Here is a 17,430-nt window from a genome sequence, read left to right on the forward strand (position 1 = left end):
ACGCTGGGACGGGGGAGGTCATTTCGCCCTGAAGAAGGTCGAGCGGAGGGGCGACTGGCGTCGATTTCGATTGACCATCGCCTCGACCATGATGTGGTCGGCGAAGGACTCGGCGGCGGCTTCCTGGTCATCTTCGAAGCTGTCACGACCCAATACGTTTTCGATTGTTCGCTCCGAGACGTGAGGCAACAACACCCTGAGCATGGCCCTACTGTGGTCGGACTCTGGAAGGCCGGTGTGCGAAAGCACCATATGACCTACCTCGTGACCGATGACTTGGTCTGCTTGATACTCGGCGACGTCGGACCCGTACACGATGAAGTCGTCTTGTTTGCGCGCAACCCACAACCCGCAGAGGGTGCCGGTCAGGCCCACACGGCTCAGCAGTGCCGACTCGACGGGCCACAGGACGATCGGTCGATCACGTTCCTCCGCGATCAGGTCGATGAACTTATGACGCGACCACGGCTCATCCGACGGCATGTTCGCTGCGATGCGTCGCACAGCCGACCGAATCTGGCTCTCTTGCCTCACGGGTCCGACTCCCTCCGACCTTTGCAACCGAAAACGATGAACGGCGCTACACGTTACTCCTGGTACCGCTTGTATCGGATTCCTCGCCTTTGGGCTGGTCAGGAAGTTGTTCGAGGATGTTCATGAGGTCCTCGGCGCTCATCGCGCCGCCGTCGCGCATCGCAAGTAGCTGAACGCCGGAATCGCGTAGCTGGGTCAGCACCGACAATTCGCGGTCGTAACTTTCCGCGGTGCTGTCCCACTTGTTCGCGAGAAAGGAGGCAGGGGCCTCGAAGTACTCAGCGAGAGCATGAACCAAGTCGCCGTCGACGAATCGCAAACCGGCTTCAGCACGTAACTCTGCTATATCCGTCTCGAGAACAGGTCGTCCCAACAAGCTGGAGACCGCCTCTGCGACGACGGCATTGCTGAACTCCGGGTTGTCGGCGGTGTGGTTCGTCTCGAACAGTTTGTTGATTCTCACGTGCAGAGGTGGCGTTGCCTTGGGCATGTTCGTTCCGTTCTCAGTTTAGCGGCGGCGACTATCTCTTAGACGGCGCGCGAAACGCTGGGCTGTTGCTTGGTCAATTTCGATTGGACTGCCGTAAAGCCAACGGCGGTAAAGCTTTTCCTCGCGTTCTGGATCGTCGTAATCGACAGGAGGCTCTAGTAGTGCCGCGATTGCGGAATCAATTGCCTTGTGGTGCTGGCCATGATTCCGTTCCAACGTCTCGGTGACGAAGGACCCGGCGATGGCAGAAACTGCAACGTCCAGTTTCTTGAGTGCTACCCGCAAATCAGCGACTCCTGAGGTGCGGTCTTCCAGGCCAGCGACCTCTCTGTGCATGTCCCTCTGGGCCGCGAGCAATTTAGTCAAAGGGTCGAGCCCGACCGTGACATTCCCAGCACCGGCCTTGTACGGTGCTCGCCCCAACACAACCGGCTGCGCACTTTCCCAATAGACATTTGCAGCGCTTCCGGGCTTCCAACTCAGACCTGTATCGAACTTTTGCAAGGTGCTCGGCCGCGGGTTGTTGAGCTCGCCGCGTTCAGCCATCAGGACAACGGGCTTTGTAGGCCCACCTGCTTCGCGTAACCCCGTGATCGTGAGGTTCCGTTGCTTTCTGCGAGAGCTGACGCAGGTGGCAAACCATAGTGGGTGTCCCGTTTGCGTCACAGATCCATCCTAGAGCCGAGGTCAATATATGGTCAATAAACTGAGTGGGGTCAATAAACGTGTCAGATCGCAAACCCCAGGTCAGGGGCGTTTGATCCATTCGAAATTGACTTCTACTTGCCCATCGCTCAGAGGGACCATAGTGTTCCGCTCGTGACGAAACACGGCGCAATCAGATCGCGCGTTGAGTTTCGTGAATCTAGAAGACTGGATCCACGGGACGTCCAGAGAAGGGTGGTCGGCCCACTTACGACCGACCGAGGCGATTCCGTTCAGCTGCCACTGAACCGGACTACTGGCGACGTGAACGCCGTCCTGCCATCAAAGTCCTCACGGAAGCACGTCCGACGGTCGGTTTCGTACGCGATCGAAGGAGGCAACTACACGCGACACCTCGAAACCAAGGGCGCTGGCAATCTTTCGGGCCATTGCGTCCGACAGCTTCACATGACCGCGTTCGAGTGCGCCGATGTGCTGAGGGCTCACCTCAACTTTGCCAGCAAGATCACCCTGCGTAAGGCCGCGAGCTACCCGCAAGTCTCCAAGGTGCTCATCACTAGGATCCACGATCACCACATCGGTCACACGCACTTGCAGTACAGCGAGGCAGCGGGCAAGTGCGGCGATACCCGGATCCGCCTTTCCCTGCTCCCACTGCGAGTAGGTCGACGCTCCGATACCGCCCCGTCGAGCAACCTCCGCGCCACTGAGACCAGCCCTGGCTCGGGCGTCTCGCAAGCGGCTCGGATCGAAACCACGGAGGCGGCGCTTCATCGCTGGTACTCCACGGTGAGTCACAATGTCACCCGCCTATTCCTGGTAGCACATAATGTAGTTGTAAAACAGATTGGTTATCACGGGTTGTTTAAACCGGACTGTCGAAGTAAGGTTTAGCACAGAACCCGAACAAAGAAGAACCCCCGTGGTGCGCGTAGCTGATTGGCGTCCGCAAAGCGCATCCACGAGGGCCGACCCAGCAGACAGGGGTGCGACTACGTCGCGTCTACATGGGCATTCTCAGCCTAACGGACGTCGATGCACGTAGCGCCCCGGAACGGAACGCAACTGTGCTGTCCAGTCATTCACAGACCCTGCAAGCACCAGCAGCCGCGTCCTCGCACTCGAATCAGTGCAGCGCCGTGAACGACCGAGTCCACGGTCTCGCTGTGTGCTCACTGCCCTCAACTCCGCATTCCACACACCAACTTCGGTGTGAAGAGACCGGCGAATTGATCGGGGAATGGACCGACGTGGACAAGGCGTTCCGCCGTCCCGCCAACGAACCTCGCCGCGACATCCAGTTCAACCAGGTGGCCTGACCCTCCCAGTCTCGGCTGGGGTCACCGTTTTGACGCCCAGTCGTGAGCTACAGGAGCTCCCCGACGCCCTGTAGCTCGACCGGTGGACCGGCGCGAGGGTCGTGCAGTAAGCGCATTTCATCATGTTCGGTGCTGCGCGACCCCGCCGGGACATCAACCGCGAACTCATACCCGTTCTCACAGAGAGGATTTCGATACCCGATGTGGATTTTCACTCAGCCTTGGTTCTGGCAGACGGTCTTCGGCTGGTTCTGAGGCACTAGCACGTGATGGGTGCGTGCGACTGGCCCACAACCTACGGATCGCACGCACCCATCCACTTCTTTCACTTGATCTAGAACCAATTGTCGCCAGAACGGTTGCTCCGCAATCGCATTCACCAGAACGACCCGAACGCCGGGTCGCACCAGGAAGGGATCGACACACAATGCCAGCAACATCGGGCTCCGGACAGCACCGCTCATCCAAGACACGAGGGCGGGTGATCAAATCGTTGCCCGCTATGGCTGCGGTGACGATCGCAGGCCTGACCATGCAGGCCGCTCCCGCTCAGGCCGCTCCGTCGCAGCCGGGGGTCATCGCCCCGCAGGAATCGCAGCCGGGCGTCACGGGCGCACCGAAGACGGCGCCGCCGGCCGCGCCGGAAGAACGTCAGTACCTACCCGGTTACCAGCCCTCACCCCAGGTCCAGCAAACCCCGTCACGCAGTTACGACGACTACCTGGCGGGCAATCAGCAGTCCACGTACTACCAGAACACCTATTACGAAGCCCCTGCTCCGCAGGCTGCCCCGAGCGAAGCGCCCCCGGCTCTGCAGGCGACTCCGCCGCCCCCACCGCCGGTCCCGACGGTGCAGCGCACCGTCATTGCTCCGATCGACGCACCTGATGGTTACTTCCTCGTCGGCGGTGAACTCGTGCCGTACGACCCGAACATCGTGGACCGCAATTTCGTCGAGCAGTTCAACAACACCACCCAGGCAATACAAGCCGATGGCGGAAACTGGCTGGTGGGCAACGGATTCGCCGATGCTCCCCGCGCCGACCGTATCGCAGCGGGTACCGCGACCGGTGTCATCACCGGTGGCGCTGTCGGCCTCGCGGCATCGATGGTCCCGGCCGCAGTCATCACCGGCACCGCCGCTGCCATCGGCGGCGGACTCGGTGTCGCCGCTACCACCGGCACCGGTGCGATCGTCTGGGGCGGACCGGTCGGCTGGGTGTTCATCCCCGGTGCAGCAGCTCTCGCAGGTGCCGGGGTCGGCGCGGCGCTGTCGGCACCGATCGTGCTGGGCCTGACCGGTGCCGGAGCAGTCCTCGGCGGCGTCCTCGGTGCAACCGTCCTCGGCGGCGAGCAGCAGATCATCGAAGAGCCTGCACCGCTCCCGGCACCCGAGAGCGTGCCGGCACCGCCTGCCGCGCCGCTGACCATCGATGCCCCCAGTGTCCAGAAGGCCGTCGATCAGGCAGTGACCGATGCGCAGGTGTGGACCGAGCCCGCGTACGAGGCCGTACAGGGATTCACCTCGACCGCACTCGAACAGCCCGCGGTGGCCGAGACAGTCGCCGCGGTCAACAACGCCGCTGCTCCGATCGTCGACCAGGCCAACGCAGCCCTGGCAGGCCTGCAGGCGGCACTCGTCCCCGCTTGATCCTCACTTCCCCCGGATTCATCTGTGCCAGAAAGGATTCATCGATCATGGTGCGAAGCCAGCAAGGTTCGTCGATAGTCAGCGCAACCGGCCCGAGCCGATCGCCGAGACGACCACAACCGGCCAGCGCCGCGTCCGGATCCCGTGGCCGCAGTCGTCGCCGAGCAGCCCTGCTGTTCGGCGGCGCAGCGGTCACGGTCGCTGCGGTCGTTACCGGCGTCATCGTGGCCACCGGTGACGACTCGGCACCCGCGAAGGGCCCACTGCCGGCCGATGCACTGACAACGACCGCGCCGTCGACGTCCACCGACACCTCGCCTCCTTCCGAGAGCTCACCGTCACCTGCTCCTGCCGAATCAGCGCAGGGTGATTGCTCGATGCCCGCAGGTGGGCAGGACAGCGGCGAGAACGCCATCAGGGCATTCGAGCACCGCCTGTACGTCGAACGGTCCGGCGCTGCCGCGTTCGAGCTCATCTCCCCCGCCGCCCCGCCGTTCACCACTGTCGAGAACCTCGATATCGGTATCGCCGAGACCCCGGTCGGGTCGAAATACTGCCTCGACCTCGACCCGGTTCTGCCCGGGCTCTTCACCCTCACCGTCAGTCTCGTCCAACCCGACGGGACACCCGGCCCGAAGTACCGCACCCAGCGCGTCACCACCTCCGTGGTCGACGGGTGTCATCTCATCGAATCGATCACCGAAGTAGGGGAATAGATCATGCGCAGTGCCGACTCCGTCCGACTCGCCGCCCTGACCGCCGCCGTGGCCACCGCACTGTCCCTCGCGGCCCCGGTCGCCTCGGCGGCACCCGCTGCCGGGTCACCGTGCGCGCGATTCGTGGCGGTCCTGGCACCGGGAACCACCGAAACCCGAGCCGACGCAGACCCCACCAAACCCGCCGGGATGCTGGGCCAAGTCGGGCAGGAGTTGCAGCGCCGGTACGGATCTCAGATCCAGGTCGTCTACCCCTCGTACCCCGCCCAGGCGTTCCTCCAGTCCGGCATGACGTACGCGACGTCGAAGACCGAAGGCGATCGGGCGACGGTCGACGCGATCTCCCGCTGCCCCGGATCGAAGTTCGTCCTCGGTGGCTACTCACAGGGAGCGCAGATCGCCAACGATGTGGCGGTCGAGATCGGGGCCGGGTCAGGTCCGACGCCGCCGGCGTCGGTGCTCGCGGTTGCGCTGCTGGCAAACCCCAAGCGCGGTACCGCCGGAGCGAAGATAGTCGGCCCCACACTGGCAGGTCAAGGCATCGGCGGACCCGACGCCCGCGGCTTCGGTGCCCTGTCGGGGAAGGTCTTCGACATCTGCCACCCCGACGACAAGTACTGCAACACCGAGACGTCCTCGAACTCGTTCCTGGCCTCGCTCGGCCGAATCCTCGCCAACCCACCGGGCACGGTCGAGACCGCCGCAGGAGCCACCGGCCCCACACCCGATACCGACGTGACCACAACCAGCGCAACTGGACAGTCCACCAAACCATCGACGCTTCCCACCTCAAGCACGACCGGAAGCACCACCCCTGCCCCGCCGACGTCTGGCACCGGCACCGATGCGACATCGACGTTCCTGAACGCAGTCACCTCCGACTACGGGTTCGCTGATCTTTCCGCAGCCCCGGGTGCCGCGAGCTCGCTGGCGGCGTCGGTGGACAAGCTGCAGAACGCCGGCGCGCCGACCTCGACCTCGTCGGCCCTCGACATCGCCGAGATCGGTCAGCAGGCCAAGCTCCTGGCCGGTACGTTCGCCCCGGTCGCCCAGACACAGTCGTGGATGGCTGCGAACCCCGCGGCCCGCGACGGCCTGCGTACGGCCGCCGAAGGATCTCCGGAAGCTGCGACCAGCAGCGTCGTCGACGCGCTCGAGCAGGTCGACATCCCGAAGATCGTCGGCGCTGCCGACCAGGTGGTGAACCTAGCCAGCTCTGTTCTGTCCGGCGCGTCGGCCCTGGCCGGCTCGACCTCGATTGCACCGTCCGGATCGACGCCCACCGATGCCGCGAGCACGTTCGCGGCCCTGTCCGGTCCCGCGCAGACCTTGAGCACCGGCGTGGCACCGCTGGCGAGCACTCCCGCCGATCAGCTCGCGACAGCGACATCGGTTCTGTCCGCGATCAAGCCGGTCACGATCATCAACCAGGTCCTCGGCGTGGTCACAGGGGTGACATCGGTCGACTACAACGGCGTCGCCGCGAACCTCCAGGCCCTCCCCGGTTTCCTGCTCTCCGGCAACATCAAAGAGGCACAACGGGTTTCGGGTGAGCTCAACAATCAGCTCTCCCCGCTGGTGAAGATGGCCGCCGGGGTGGACCTGTCGTCGATCGCGCGACTGATCAGCCTGATTCCGGACCCCTCCGGCACCGCAGCCGCCACATCGATGGTGGCCGGTCTGCTCGCCAACGTCGACGTCATCCGGCTCGCCCGCGACGTCGGCCAGCTCCAAGAGGTGGCATGGCAGGTCGTCGAGACCGGAAACCTGCTCGCTCTGGGTCAACTACTACCCATCGGAATCGACCTCGCCAACGTCGCACTCGGTGTCCTGATGCCGAGCCAGAAGATGTCCGCCGACCAGCTCGACGCACCCACCGACGCGATGACCGCACTGATGAGCAGCCAAGCCCAAAGCAGCGACCTCGTCGGGCTCGGCAATTCGGCTCTGGCCACCGTGACCTCCCCGGACGCGGCCGCCTTGGGCCAGTTGGTCGATGCGGGTGTCACTGCGGCGAGTTTCCTGGGTTCGCGGGTGCACGAGTCCTACGGACAGTGGCTCGTCGACGGCCAGAGCACCGCCCTGCAGGAAATGGTCGAGATCTACACCAAAGCCATCGGCGGCTGACCGGGCCGCAGCACCAACACCTGTTCTGCCAGAACACAACACCGCAAGTACTTCGCACTTTCACCACCAGATGAAGGACATTCGGCAATGGGCACGCAGTCCAGCTCCACCAAGACCGGCATGAAGGCCGGGGCCGCGGTTCTCGCGGCCCTGGTCATGCTGGTCGGCGCAGTGGTGATGGGCAGCGACAACCCGAAACCGACTGCGGCCGACTGCATCCCGACCCGCTCGCAGACCCCGGCCGCCACCGGGTCGGTGACGGTGCCGGTCCCTGCCGGGCAGTACCAGCTCACGTCCGGCTTCGGTCCCCGGTGGGGAACCATGCATGAAGGCGTCGACTTCGCCGGGCCCGTCGGCACCCCGATACTCGCGGCCACCGACGGCGTGGTCGTCGCCGCTGGACCGGCCAGCGGATTCGGCAACTGGATCATCGTCGACACCGAGATCGACGGCAGCAAGCTCTCCACCGTCTACGGCCACATGTTCGACGACGGCGTGTTGGTCAAAACAGGCGACACCGTCACCGCCGGCCAACACATCGGCAACATCGGCAACGCCGGCGAATCCACCGGCGCACACCTGCATTTCGAGGTCGTCCCCGGCGGTCGCCTCTCCGGCGGTAAGGCGATCGACCCGGTCCCGTGGCTCGATCAGCACGGCGCGCCCGCCACCGGCAGCGACGCCACACCGCCCCCCGCGCCGGTACAGCTCGCGGCCGCAACGACGCCGCTGACAGCGGGCGGCGAGATGGCCCCACTACCTGCCGACAAGGGCTCGGAGGAGCACTGGCAGGTCGACACCGTGCGCATCGCCCGTGCCGTCGCGGCGACCTTCCCGGAGGTCGACACCATCGGTGGGTGGCGTCCGGTCGACAGCTACGACGATCACCCGTCCGGCCGCGCCGCCGACATCATGATTCCGGCCTTCGACTCACCCGAGGGCATCGCGTTGGGCGATCGCATCGCCGATTACGTCATGGCGAACAAAGACCTCTTCCAGGTCGAATACATCATCTGGCGTCAGCAGTACCGTCCCGCATCCGGCGAGGGCAACCTGATGGAAGACCGGGGATCTCCCACCCAGAACCACTTCGACCACGTCCACGTCACCACCATCGGACACGGATACCCCGCGCCCGGCCAGCTCTACGGCCCAGCCCCCGGCGGCGCAGGAGCATCCGCGGCCCCGTCCGGTCCCTGCGCCGGAGTTCCGACCCCCAGATCCGGCGGAGGGCTACTCAAACCCGGTTCGACACCACCAGAGTTCGAGCCGTGGATCGTCAAGGCCGCCGCGACGTGCCCACAGGTCAGCGCCCCGATCATCGCCGCACAGATCGAGAACGAGTCCAAGTTCGACGTCGACGCCCACAACGCCGGTTCCGGAGCGGACGGACCGACCCAGTTCATCCCCGGCACATGGGCCGCGAAAGCGGTCGACGGAGACGGAGACGGCACCAAGGACACCCGCAGCATCCCCGATGCAGTGATGACCCAAGCCGCCTACGACTGCGAGCTCGCGGCGATCGCAGCAGACGGACTCGCATCCGGAGCGCTCACCGGCGACCTGACCGAGCTCTACCTCTCGATGTACAACTGCGGGCCCGGCGCAACGCTCGGCCAGGGCCAGGTCTGCCAGAACGCCGAAACCCTCGCCTACGTCCGCAACATTCCCCAGCGAGCAGCATCCGCCTTCGCCGCCGACACCGCTGTCGCCGCATGAGAACCCACCAGGAGAACCAGGACATGAACCCTCGACGCAATGCTCTCTCGGCCCGCGGACCACTACTGGTCGCCGTCGCCGCTGTCCTGGTACTCACCGGATGCGGGTCGTCCGGTGAGAGCGCCGTAGCGACGTCGACGACGGCAGCAGCGCCAGCACAACAGTGGAACCCCGGCGAGAGCCCGACGACGTCGCCGGCCGCTCCGACGTCGCCTCGCCCGCCGGCGGCATCGTTGCCGCCCGAAGCAGCGGGAGTGGACTTCACCAGTCCCGACGCTGTCGCCCGCGCCGCCCTAACGGTGTGGTTCGGCTGGAACACCAACACCGACACCGGACCCAACGACGCCGCGCAGCGATCGACCCCGCTGCTCACGGACCGTTTCGCCGACTCGATCACCGCCACCTCAGCGGTATCCGGGCCGGGTGGCCAGTGGCTCGAATGGGCCGCAGAGCGCGCGGTGGTCGCCGTCGAGGTCGACCCCTCGACAGCATCGGTACCCGAGGAAACCCCTACCGAGGCCTACCGGGTCTTCGAGATCACCCAGACCGCCCGCACACCCGACGGCGAAGTCGTCGGCACCCGCAAGGTCGGGGCGAACGTACAGCTGCGCAACGCATCCGGCGACCGGTGGGAGGTCGAGAAGATCTCCGAACGCTGACCCGCCTCGCCCCTGTTCACCACCCGCTTTTCACCGCCCGAGAAAAGGACACGCCATGACCACATCCGCCGCCACCGAATGGGAAGCCGCAGCCGCAGCCGTACGCGGGGCAGCCGACGATCTGCGCACCAGCGACTCCGCTGCACTACGGGCGTGGGCGAAGACGAACGACCTTCTCTCACGAACGATGTGGCCGAAAGTCAAACGAGAACTGCTCAAGCAACTCGACCTCGACTACGACAGTTTGCGAAACCGCGAAGCCATCGAACGCAGAGACGCCATCGCCGCATCGGCCGCATCGGCACCGCTGGTCGAACTGTTCGCAGCAGGTGACGAACGCGGCAGCTTCGCCGTTGTCGGCCCCGTCGACGACGCCGCCTGGTACGGAACGTTTCACCGCAACGACGCGGTGTTCAAGAAAGGTAACCAGGACTCCGCCGACGACTCGGCCGCCGGCAAGGCCATATTCCTGGCCGGCAAAGCACGCGAGGAGGCAGACGTCCCGGCGGTGCGACTGTTGCTGCACATCAGCAACCCCAACATCGACGGGACCGCTCTGGCCGGCGTCGCCGCCAAACACGGGGTGTCCCTCGAGATCGATATCACCGACGACAACCCCGCCGCACAGTGGTGCGAGGAGCCCGGTTTTCAAGCGTGGCAGGCGATTCGACTCTCCGATCTGTTCGTCGACGACGAGGAGACCGACGACCAGGCACCAGACGAGCAGGCACCAGACGAGCAATGACCGAACTCGACGACGACCCCGGAACCACCACTTCCCCGAAAGGAACTCCGATGAGCATTCCTGACCCGTACAGCGAGCACCGCGAGAACTACGAAGCCGAAACCGCCGTCGACCTCCGCAAGCAACGCCTGCGCCGCCAGAGCGACCCCGAGCCTGCCGCCCCCGAACCCACCGACGATGACGGCGAGCCGCAGGCCACCGAGCTCACGGGCGACGAGGTGTTCGCCGACCCCTACCAAGTGGGTCAGGATGCGTTGGCCGCCAACGAAGAACCTGTTATCGACGTCCCTGCCGAGTACGGCGGCCGCGACTTCGACTCCGAGACCGCCGATCTCGACAAGCGCCCCGCCCTGTGGGGACTACGCGGCCGGGTCAACGCCGCGTTGGGATTGACCCGGCCACCTCTACCCGATTCCGCCGAAGCCCGGTTCCGGCAGTCGGTGCGACGGGTCCAGCAGCCGCTCCCGGGATGCATGGTCGTCTCGGTCATCGGCCTCAAGGGCGACGCCGGCAAGACTTCCACCACCACCGCGCTGGCGAACACCTTCGGCACTCACCGCGGCCGGGGAGTCGTCGCCTGGGATGCGTGCGAGAACTCCGGAACTCTCGGCCATCGCGCGGACCGCACCACCGATCCCGAACTCGGACCGTGGGACATCCTCGAGAACGCCCGCGCGCTGGCCTCCGCCGACGCGGTCTCGGGCACCCTGGGTCACTACCTGCGCCTGCAGCCCACCCACGACGAGGTCCTGGCCTCCGACAGCTCGACGAGCCGCCAGAGCGGTATCGGGTGGGACGAATGCGCCGCGCTCATGGCTGTGCTGCGCCGTCACCGTGACCTGATCATCGTCGACACCGGTAACAACGCCACCGCCAGCAATTGGCAGTGGGCCGTGCAGCATTCCGACATCCTGGTCATCCCGCTTCCGCTGCGCCGCGACATGGCGATCCTGACGATGAACATGCTCGACGGCATCATCGCCCGCGGCTACGAGCACCTGGTGCGATCGGCGCTGATCCTGACCGTCGTCCTGCCCGGCGACAAGGACTCCGTCGATACCGCACTGCGGCTCGAAGGCTGGCTCGAGAAGGAGTTCGAGGCCATCGGCGGGGTCGGACGCATCATGCGGATGCCGTACGAGCCGAAGTTCGCCAGCGGCGAGCGAATCCACTATCACGAGCTGAACCGAGCCACCGTCGAGGCGTACACCAACGTGGCAGCGGAAATCGCCGACAGGCTCGCCGATCGCGCATATGAGCGGACCGCCGAATACGCCGATGCGTACGCCCCACAGGAGTTCACGCGCCCCTCGCAGGCCGAACGCCGACCGGCACGTCGCCCGTACTCGATACCCCCGCACTCGATACCGCAGCCCGCTCCGCAGAGCTACGACGACGGCGAGGACTACGACCGGCACCCACCCCGCGAGCAGTGGCGGCCGCGAGCCGTCCCACCCCGAGACCAACCACCCCGAGAGGACCCGTTCCGATGACCACCGAACCCGTCGCCCCACCCGACCCCGTTGCCCCACCCGACTCTGTTGCCCCACTGACTGTTTGCAGTGAAAGGACGCCACCGATGACCACACCCCCTCCCACCCCGACCCGGGGCCGCACCCTCGCTCGTCGCGCAGGGAAGGCCGCGGCGATGACCGCCGCCGCACTCACCCTCGCGGTCGTCTTCGCCGGCCCCGCCTCCGCCCAGGACTCCAACTTCAACCCGATCGGCGGGATCAGGCCGTCGTTCGAGTTTCTCGGCCCGGCCTTCCAGAACGTGTGGGCGCGGGTCGCTGCCTCGATCTGGGGTGTTCTGCTCGCCGGTGCATCGGTGAAACTGCTTGCCGCGCTGTACAAGATGCGCGCCGCGAAAGCCGGCGGTTACGGCCAGGAGATGAGCGACTCGATGGGCGAGGCGAAGGTCGCCGGGGTCGCGGTCGGCGCTCTGGCGATCGGCGGCGTCATCGTCGGCGCGATCATGTTCGTCGCCAATCCCGGCTGACCTGTCACCAACGATGTTCCGGCTCAACCCTATTCGATGAGAAAGAAGAACTGACATGGCACGAGATTTCTCCGCAGTCGGCAGTACCGGCTCGACCACCAGCGCGACGGGATCTGCGTCCGGCTCGCCGGGATCGGGCCTGTTCGGGCTGCCCAAGTGGGTGCTGGCGATGATCGCCGCCGCCGTGGCGTTCGTCGTCGTGATTGCCGTGGTCGTGTTGACATCCGGGGAGAGCGAGAGCTCCACCGATGACGGACCCGATGCGATCCGCGCCGCGCACGGCCCGACCACCACCATCGACGGCGTCCCTGCCGGCTACACCCGCGACCAAGAGGGCGCCCAGACCGCCGCAGTGAACTTCATCCAGGCCAACGGCCAGACCTACGAGGGCCGCATCGATGCCAAGCGACTGCGCGAGGTAGCGGTCGCGTCGACGCCGACCCCGGCGCTGACGGAGGTCATCGACATCTCGAGTGACCGGGAGGACACCGGAAGCACGGTCAACAACGTCCCCCTCATCGTCACGGTCACCGAGTTCTCACAGGACAAGGCCGTCGTATCCGAATGGGGAATGGGGATCGGTCAGACCCCGGTCAGCGACGGGAGCGACAAGGTCGGCATCCTCACCGTCTACTCCACCAGCACCGTAACGATGGTGTGGGAGAACGACGACTGGAAGGCCCAGGACTGGAAGTTCCAGACCGGCCCGACTGCCGAGCAGGCTCAGTTCCCGGCCGCCGATTCGCCGCTGTCCAAGCGTGGAGCTGGCGGCTTCTACACCTTCTACGTCAACTGATGAGGGGTCGGCCTGCGATGTGGCGAAGGATTCTGTTGACGATCGCGGTGGCGGTCATCGCGGCCGTCGGGTTCGCGTGGCCCGCGGCCGCGCAGCCCGAGGCTGTTCCGGCACCGGTTCCCGGTGGCGGATCGACCGCGACCACGACGGCGAAGAAGCTGCCCGAGACCTTTCCTGCGGATCTCCGCAAATACATCGCAGGTACCGACGAATTCAAAGCAGCACCGTGGTTCACCGGGCCCTGCAAGGACAAGGGCGGCGACATGGGCCAGTACGTCGGATCGGTGATGAGCAACGAAGGCCGCCTGCTGTACTGGACGGCCACCGAGAACGACCGCATCGCGCGGTGGACCGCCGCGGTGTCCGTGCGCAAGGACCCGGTCCTGATCGGTGTCCTCATCGATGCCGGCGCGGTCGGCTCGCAGACCACCGGTGTCGATCTCGGGGTCGAGCAGAACCGCAAGGCCGCGCTGTCCATCACCGACGATGCGGTGCTCGAATCGTTCTACCCGCCGGTCTATCCCGCCGGCGATGCCGCCATGCAGCCCCCCGCCCCGACCTGCGCACAGGATCTCGCCCGGTGGACAACCAAGACCTCGAGCACCTGGGGCTTCGAGTGGGCTTCGACTCCCGATGCGGCCTCGCTCGCCGAGATGAAAGCACAACCCAACGCCGACCAGGTTCCCGCGCAGGCCTGGACCGACGCGTGCGCCGACGGAGTGCCCGGATCGCTGTGCATGCACGCAATGTTCGTCAACTGCGACAAGTCCACCCCCGGCCAGGACCAGATCGCGTGTGGGCAGTGGAACACCAGGGTCGGAAAACTGTTCGGCGGCACCATGAACTGGATCGATCAGAACACCAGCTTCAGTGACCGCCTGAGCGAGACCCTCGAGTCGGCGTTCAAGGCGACCCCGCAGTACAAGGTCGGCAAAATGTACGTCGACGGGTTCTCCTGGGTGTGGGACAACACCGTCGGCGCGGTCGGCGACATCGTCGCCTTCGTCAAAGACCCCTCCGACGTCATCGACTCCTGGGCGAACAAGCTCAAGAGCGCCGCCGTCGGCACCACCACATCGGTCCTGCACGGGCTCGCCGGTGTCGGGGAGTTCAACCCCACCGACCCCGAATTTCTCAAGGTCTACGCGATGTCGACGGGTCTGGGCATCTTCGTCATGGCGCTGATGGTGCTGCTGGCGATCTACAAATCCTCCGACGGCAGCAGACCCGGTATGGAGCTGGCCAAAGACCTGTTCGCCTACGCCCCGGCCGGGGTGATGATGATGCTGTTCGCGCCATCGTTCGCGCAGCTGTTGATCTCGCTCGCACACGAGCTCTCGGTCAGTCTGGTCTCACTGCTCGGCAGCTCCACCGACGAAGTGGTCGACAACATCTCCTCGGTCCTGGGCCCGTTGACCGACACCACCCTGATCGGCGGTGCCGTCGGTGCCATCGTCGGGTTCGGGCTGATGTTCCTCGGCGCGTTGTCGCTGTTCTTCGGGTTCTTGATGCACGCGAACGCCCTGCCGATCCTGGGCGTGGTCTCGGCGATCGCCTTCGGCATGTGGGTGCATCCGACCTGGCGCAAGAAGGCCCTCCGCCCAGTGATGGTGTTCCTGGGCATCGTGTTGTCCAAGCCTCTGCTGTTCGTCATCCTCGCCGCGATCTTCGCGGCCATCAACATCTCCGCGGCCGGCGCGGTCGCGGACGACGGCGAGCTCGAATCCCTCGGGGACCTCGGCTCGATCGCCGTGTGCCTGGTGATGGTCGGACTGGCCCCGTTCGCGCTGCTCAAGTGGTCTCCGATCCTGCCGAGCGCCTCCGATTCCGCCGACTTCGGCAGTAGCGGGTCGGCCACGGGTCAGATGATCGGATCGAGCGCGGGGATGTATCAGATGCGCGCCGGCGGCGGCGGTGGAGGAACCGGGGGCGGCGGGAGCGCGGCCTCGCGCAATGCCGGTGTCGCCGATGCACCCGGCCGCGTCGGTAGCGGCGGTAGCGGCGGTGGCGGTGGTTCCCGGCCGGGTGGTGGCTCGTCGGCATCGAGCACCCATGCCGGTCAGCAGAGCGGCCAGACCGCATCGAGATCCGGCGGTCTACCGGGTAAGAGCGGTGGCCACGGCGGCGCGAAAGCAGGTGGCTCGGAATCGAGGCTGCTCGCCGCCGCCGGAAAGACAGCAGGAATGGCGGCGGGCGCCGCGACTGTCGTCGCTCCGATCGCCCTCGCCTCGGCCGGGGCCGCGATGAACAAAGCCGGAGCGGCCGCGCAGAGCGCCCCCGAACACCCCGACAGCGACAACTGATGTCCCACAACACGAACGGAGAGACCATGACCGCCACGACTGACATCGGCTGGTTCGGTCCGCACCCAACGCCGACTGCCCGGCGGGGGGCGCGGCGGTGAGCGGGCCACGGTCGGCGATTCTCGGCCGTCAGACCGCGCGCCGGGGAGTGCTCCCGTTCCCCGAGCCGGTCGTCGCCGCATGGGCAGCCACGCTGGTGGTGGCCCTGTATCTGCTGTTCATGGTCGGGCAGTCGACGTGGACGTTGGCGATCGACGCCATCCTGATCGGCGGCGTCCTGTGCGCGACACTCGATTTCGGCCTGCACGAGTCCTACGCAGCCCGCAAGGTCAAAGCGATCCGCAACAGGCAGCGCCGCAAGAGAGGCGAGCACGTCTGGGTCTCACCGACCGATCCGCACTACGGCGACCCCGCCCTCGATCCGGGGTGGACGATCCCGGTTCCGCTGTACCGCACCGAGCCGGTCGACCTGGCCGGAACGGGCCTCGACGACATGTTCATCCTCGAACACCGCACCCCGGGCGACAACGACTACTACTCCGTTCTCATCGCGAAACAGGGCCTGGCCGAAGGCCTGCGCGGCGACGATGCGTGGGCGGTCACCTCGGCGGCGTTCGGGCGAGTGCTCGCCGGATTCGCCAAACGGTCCTCGTTCGTCCGCGGCCTGGAACTGCTGCACCGCAGCGTCCCGGCCGACATGGTCCCGCACGAGAACTGGGTCACCGAACAAATAGCGGCCGGCGACCCCGACCTGGCCGTGGTTCCGGCGATCCGGTCCTACGGACAGTTGATCGACCGGATGAGCCCGTACTCCGAAGAGCACCGCTCCTACGCGGTGCTGATCTTCCCGAAGTCGGCCGCGTTCCTCGCCGAAGCCGCGCGGATCGCCCGCCGCAAGGACGCCCCGCTGGTCGGCGGTATCGCCCAGGTCATCCGCGATGACACCGCCCGCGCCGTCAGCGCCCTCGAGCGTGCCGGAATGGGGCGCGTGGAGGTCTACGGCGAACAGCGCGCCTGCGCGGTCCTGCGGGCATTCCAGGACCCCAGCTACCCCCTCGACGCCCACAGGGGCGTCCGGTGGGACAACTGCTGGCCCTCCTACGTCGGACGGGACGAATCGGTCGAGGTCGCCGGCACATGGCACACCCGAGTCGGCATCATCCCCACCCGCGCCATCGAACCGGTCGAAGTCGGCCCGCTGTGGCTGGCGACCCTGCTCACCGGAGTCGAACCCGATGCCGGCGACGACGAGATCCCCGCAGCACCGACCATCCGGACGGTGACCGCGCGAATGGACTTCGTCGAGGCATCCAAGGCCCGCGCTGCAACCAAGAAGGACGTCACCCAGGACAAGGCCCGTCAGATCACCGAAGAGCGCAAGGGGAAAATCACCGACGGTGCATCGGAGGTCGCGATCAGCGAATCCTCCCGTCGCCGTGAAGATCTCATGCCCGGAACCGGGCACCACGGAATGATCTACACCCTCGCCGTCTCGGTCACCGGCCACGACGAAGACGACGCCCTGCGGGCGTGCACACGCGTCGAACAGGCCGCCGACGACTGCGGTATCGGCGAGATCGAATGGCAGGACAACCGCCACGACGTCGCCGCATTCGTCACCTTGCCCCTCGGCCGCGGACTCGCGGCCACCAAATGGACCCGCTCCCGATGAACCGAACCCAGAGTCCGCCGACCACAGAACGAGG

Annotated in this window: 15 protein-coding genes; 11 read left to right on the forward strand and 4 right to left on the reverse strand. The window is 66.0% G+C overall.

Features of this window, described 5'->3' with window-relative positions:
- Positions 1–18 precede the first annotated feature (18 nt).
- The 4 genes from CH276_RS02515 to CH276_RS29245 form a co-directional block, all read right to left on the reverse strand.
- Positions 19–483 carry a hypothetical protein gene (locus tag CH276_RS02515; protein ID WP_141214645.1) on the reverse strand — a complete coding sequence of 155 codons (465 nt, stop codon included), beginning with the start codon at positions 481–483 and terminating at the stop codon, positions 19–21.
- 97 nt (positions 484–580) lie between these two features.
- Positions 581–1,024, reverse strand: a complete 444-nt coding sequence (locus tag CH276_RS02520; protein WP_094629885.1) for a hypothetical protein — start codon at positions 1,022–1,024, stop codon at positions 581–583.
- A gap of 18 nt (positions 1,025–1,042) precedes the next feature.
- Positions 1,043–1,570, reverse strand: a complete 528-nt coding sequence (locus tag CH276_RS28125) for a hypothetical protein (protein WP_141214646.1) — start codon at positions 1,568–1,570, stop codon at positions 1,043–1,045.
- Positions 1,571–2,020: 450 nt separating this feature from the next.
- Positions 2,021–2,464 carry a helix-turn-helix transcriptional regulator gene (locus CH276_RS29245; RefSeq protein ID WP_094629886.1) on the reverse strand — a complete coding sequence of 148 codons (444 nt, stop codon included), beginning with the start codon at positions 2,462–2,464 and terminating at the stop codon, positions 2,021–2,023.
- Between the two features lie 1,026 nt (positions 2,465–3,490).
- Here CH276_RS29245 and CH276_RS02535 point away from each other — a divergent pair.
- From CH276_RS02535 to CH276_RS02585, 11 genes are all read left to right on the forward strand, one after another.
- On the forward strand, positions 3,491–4,660 hold the full coding sequence (locus tag CH276_RS02535) for a hypothetical protein (protein WP_094629887.1): 1,170 nt from the start codon (positions 3,491–3,493) through the stop codon (positions 4,658–4,660).
- A gap of 47 nt (positions 4,661–4,707) precedes the next feature.
- Complete coding sequence (locus CH276_RS02540) at positions 4,708–5,376, forward strand: hypothetical protein (protein ID WP_254924078.1); 669 nt, start codon at positions 4,708–4,710, stop codon at positions 5,374–5,376.
- Between the two features lie 3 nt (positions 5,377–5,379).
- Complete coding sequence (locus CH276_RS02545; RefSeq protein WP_094629888.1) at positions 5,380–7,503, forward strand: cutinase family protein; 2,124 nt, start codon at positions 5,380–5,382, stop codon at positions 7,501–7,503.
- A gap of 87 nt (positions 7,504–7,590) precedes the next feature.
- Positions 7,591–9,222, forward strand: a complete 1,632-nt coding sequence (locus CH276_RS02550; protein WP_254924079.1) for a M23 family metallopeptidase — start codon at positions 7,591–7,593, stop codon at positions 9,220–9,222.
- Complete coding sequence (locus CH276_RS02555) at positions 9,219–9,881, forward strand: hypothetical protein (RefSeq protein ID WP_094629889.1); 663 nt, start codon at positions 9,219–9,221, stop codon at positions 9,879–9,881. Before CH276_RS02550 ends, CH276_RS02555 begins: the two co-directional genes overlap by 4 nt.
- Before the next feature lie 55 nt (positions 9,882–9,936).
- On the forward strand, positions 9,937–10,626 hold the full coding sequence (locus CH276_RS02560; protein WP_094629890.1) for a hypothetical protein: 690 nt from the start codon (positions 9,937–9,939) through the stop codon (positions 10,624–10,626).
- 50 nt (positions 10,627–10,676) lie between these two features.
- Positions 10,677–12,119: a MinD/ParA family ATP-binding protein gene (locus CH276_RS02565; RefSeq protein ID WP_141214647.1), complete on the forward strand. Its 1,443-nt coding sequence runs from the start codon at positions 10,677–10,679 to the stop codon at positions 12,117–12,119.
- Between the two features lie 86 nt (positions 12,120–12,205).
- A complete protein-coding gene (locus CH276_RS02570; RefSeq protein WP_254924080.1) occupies positions 12,206–12,625 on the forward strand; it encodes a hypothetical protein in 420 nt (139 codons plus the stop codon).
- A 55-nt stretch (positions 12,626–12,680) separates the two neighbouring features.
- Complete coding sequence (locus tag CH276_RS02575) at positions 12,681–13,421, forward strand: hypothetical protein (protein ID WP_094629893.1); 741 nt, start codon at positions 12,681–12,683, stop codon at positions 13,419–13,421.
- 35 nt (positions 13,422–13,456) lie between these two features.
- On the forward strand, positions 13,457–15,724 hold the full coding sequence (locus CH276_RS02580; RefSeq protein WP_141214648.1) for a hypothetical protein: 2,268 nt from the start codon (positions 13,457–13,459) through the stop codon (positions 15,722–15,724).
- 97 nt (positions 15,725–15,821) lie between these two features.
- Positions 15,822–17,396, forward strand: coding sequence for a hypothetical protein (locus tag CH276_RS02585; RefSeq protein ID WP_094629895.1), 1,575 nt, complete (start codon positions 15,822–15,824; stop codon positions 17,394–17,396).
- The last annotated feature ends 34 nt before the right edge of the window (positions 17,397–17,430 follow it).

The sequence above is a fragment of the Rhodococcus sp. 06-470-2 genome (assembly GCF_002258235.1).
In the GTDB taxonomy this organism is placed as follows: Bacteria; Actinomycetota; Actinomycetes; order Mycobacteriales; family Mycobacteriaceae; genus Rhodococcoides.